The following is a 3,390-nucleotide window of genomic DNA, read 5'->3' on the forward strand; positions in this document are numbered from 1 at the left end:
TCTTTTTCTTTCTTCTTCTGTTTTTTCTTTCTGAGCCTCCTTTTCCCGGACCTCCCTTTCTTTTATAATTCTTTTTTCCTCCGCCTCTTTAATTGATTTCTCTATTTCTTCTTCTAATTTTTCCTTGGTTTCCAAAACCGGCGCTTCTCCTGTTTGAGTTTTTTTCTGAAGTTCGGCAATGTCTTTTTGCATTGTCCGAATCTGCTCCGGATTTATGGTAAATTTTTCTTTAGTAATATCTTCTAACATGAACTAAAGCCATAAATTAGAACCCTTTTTTCTCGGCTTGGACTTGGGCTTCTTTTAAAGAAAGATTGATTCGACCCTGCTCATCAATGGAAATTACCTTTACCGGAATCATTTGGTTGATTTTAACTATATCCTCAACCCTTTCAACCCGAAAAGGAGCTAATTGGGAAATATGAACCATTCCTTCCTGACCCGGAAAAATTTCCACAAAAGCCCCAAAATCCAAAATTCTTTTTACTTTTCCCTGAAAAATTTCTCCCACCTTTACCTCCCGGGTAATGTTTTTTATCCATTCAATCGCCTTTTTTGCTGCTTCCTCTTTTTCAGCTGTAACAAAAATCTTGCCCGTGTTTTCAACATTAATTGAGACCTGACATTTTTCAATTATTTCGTTAATTATTCTACCGCCCGGACCAATCACCTCTCTGATTTTTTCCGGATTGATTTGTAAAGTTAAAATTCTCGGAGCATAGAGGGAGAGCTGATTTTTTGGTTTTGAAATTACTTTTGCCATTTCATTTAAAATTAAAACTCTTGCCCTTTTTCCTTGTTCCAGCGCTTTTTTTAAAATTTCTTGGTTAATTCCATCAATTTTAACATCTAATTGAATTGCCGTTATTCCTTCTTCTGTTCCAGCGATTTTAAAATCCATATCTCCACTTTGGTCTTCTGGTCCCTGAATATCGGTTAAAATTTTATAATTACCCTTATTATCGGTCATTAAGCCAATAGAAATACCAGCCACGTGTTTTTTTATTGGCACGCCCGCTTCCATTAAGGCTAATGATGAAGAAGAAACCGCTGCCATTGAAGTAGAACCATTGGAAGAAAGAATTTCACTGACAATTCTCATTGTATAAGGAAATTCGTCAAAAACAGGAATGAGGGGTAAAAGAGATTTTTCTACCAACATTCCATGGCCAACATCTCTTCTGCCAGGTCCTCTCATTGGTTTTATTTCACCGGTAGAATAAGGCGGAAAATTATAATGATGCATAAACCTTTTTTTGCCAACCACTTCCATTCCTTCCAATAGCTTGACATCACCAGGCGTACCCAAGGTTAAAATAGAAAGGGACTTGGTATCACCTCTGATAAAAAGACCGGAGCCGTGAGTTCTCGGTAAAATGCCTATTTCTATTTGCAAATTTCTTATTTCGTCTAATTTCCGGCCATCGGGTCTTTTTTCTAGTTCTATAATATTGAGGCTGACAATTCTATTAATTTCCTTTTTAAATAATTCTTTAATTGAAATTTGTTTTTCCTGTCCGGAATAATCTTCTTTGATAAAATTGAGCAATTCTTCTAACAAATTATCCAACCCCTTCCTTCTTTTTAATTTTTCCTTTTGAAAAATGATTTTTTCCAATTTATCCCCCAAAAATTCTTTTATTTTTTGTTCCAATTTCAAATCCGGCAAGGGTTGAGCCAGAAGAATCTTTTCTTTACCTATCTTTTTTTGGATTTCTTTTTGAAAATTAATTATTTCTTTAAGAAAGGGCTTGGCAAACTCAATTGCCTCCAAAATCGTTTGTTCTTGAACTTCGTTTCCTTCAAATTCAATCATATTAACTAAAATCTGATCCGAATTTTCCTCTTCAACCCCGGCTAAAACCAAATCAAAAGAACTTTTCTCCCTTTCTTCATAAGTTGGATTTAAGATAAAATTTTCTCCAATTTTAATAATTCTTAAACAAGCTATTGGTCCTGACCAAGGAATATCGGAAATTGAAAGAGCTAAAGAAGAGGAAATAAGCCCCAGAATATCGGGGTCATTTTCTTTATCCCAAGAAAGGCAGGTAACTATTACCTGAGTTTCTTTTTTGAGGTTTTGGGGAAACCTAGGCCTAATTGCTCGGTCAATTAACCGGGCGGTTAAAATTGCTTCATCAGGCGGCCGGCTTTCCCGGCGAATATATCTTGAGCCCAAAATTTTACCCGCAGCGTAAAATCTTTCCTCGTATTCAACTGTCAAGGGAAAAAAGTCAATTCCTTCTCTTTCTAAATCAGACATTACAGCTGTTGCCAAAACCATGGTCTCGCCGTATTGAACCAAAATATCACCGGCCGCCTGACTGGCTAAATTTTTAATTTTAACCTCAAAATCCTTAGCCCCAATTTTTAATTTAAAATTTTCCATTATTTTTTTATCAAATATTTTCCAGGACTTTTTTCCAAATCAATAAATTCATCAGCCACTTCTTTTAGTTTTAACGAAGAGGTTTTACCAAAAGCGATTACCTCTGTTCTTTTTCCTTGATTTTTCAGATATTCAATCAATTGGATAAAATCGCCATCACCCGAAGCCAAGACAATGGTATCAATGCTGGGAGCGATTCTGATAGCATCAACCGTAATGCCGACATCCCAATCAGCTTTTTTTAAACCGTTGTAAAATTCCTGCAAATCCCGAACCTTGGTTTCAATACCTAATTTAATTAAGGCGTCAAAAAATGGTTTTTCTTCGCCGCTTTTAGTCCTAACCACATAAGCAAAAACCCTGATTAAATTTCTTTGACTGACGGCTAATTTTAAAATTTCCCGAAAATTCACCTTGGCTCCGTATAAATTTTTAGCCGAGTGATATAGGTTTTGAACATCAATTAAGACGGCTACCCTTTGACCCAAATGTTTAATTGGCATACTTGGTTTGAATTATTTTTTCAATCCGATTTTTTTCAAAATACTCTTATATCTCTTTTCACTTTCATCTTTCAAATATTTTAAAAGTTTTTTTCTTTTGGCTACCATTTTCAAGAGCCCCCTTTTGGAATGGAGGTCCTTGGGATATTTTTTCAAATGGAGAAGTAATTTTTTGATTTCCTCGGTAACAAGGGAAATTTGAACTTCGGTTGAACCGGTATCTGATTTATGGAGCTTATGTTCCTCAATAACTTTTATTTTTTCTTCTGGCTTTAACATATTCTTTATTAATTATACTCTTTCCAAAAAATAAAAAAAGTTTTGCCACAGCCCCGCCCCTTCGGAAAGGGGCGGGCTGGACAACTCAGCCATTGAAAATGGGCTGTGGTTGAATTTTGCCCGCCTTGTAATATCCCAAAGGGATTGCTTCAAGGAATTTTGAATTTAGTCCCGAGGCAAGCAGGGCACTGGTGCCCCGCGCAGGACTCGAACCTGCAA

General features: G+C 36.1%; 4 protein-coding genes. All 4 read right to left on the minus strand.

Annotated features, from left to right (window positions below):
* The coding region (locus KY055_00645) for a hypothetical protein (GenBank protein MBZ1345145.1) at positions 1 to 249 on the minus strand (249 nt) is incomplete at its 3' end.
* A gap of 16 nt (positions 250 to 265) precedes the next feature.
* A complete protein-coding gene (locus KY055_00650; GenBank protein ID MBZ1345146.1) occupies positions 266 to 2,389 on the minus strand; it encodes a polyribonucleotide nucleotidyltransferase in 2,124 nt (707 codons plus the stop codon).
* Positions 2,389 to 2,892 carry an NYN domain-containing protein gene (locus KY055_00655; protein MBZ1345147.1) on the minus strand — a complete coding sequence of 168 codons (504 nt, stop codon included), beginning with the start codon at positions 2,890 to 2,892 and terminating at the stop codon, positions 2,389 to 2,391. The genes KY055_00650 and KY055_00655 overlap by 1 nt, the downstream gene beginning before the upstream one ends.
* Before the next feature lie 12 nt (positions 2,893 to 2,904).
* Complete coding sequence (rpsO, locus tag KY055_00660; GenBank protein ID MBZ1345148.1) at positions 2,905 to 3,171, minus strand: 30S ribosomal protein S15; 267 nt, start codon at positions 3,169 to 3,171, stop codon at positions 2,905 to 2,907.
* Positions 3,172 to 3,390: the final 219 nt, after the last annotated feature.

Source organism: Candidatus Nealsonbacteria bacterium (assembly GCA_019923625.1).
Taxonomy (GTDB): Bacteria; Patescibacteriota; Minisyncoccia; order Minisyncoccales; family RBG-13-42-11; genus JAHXGN01.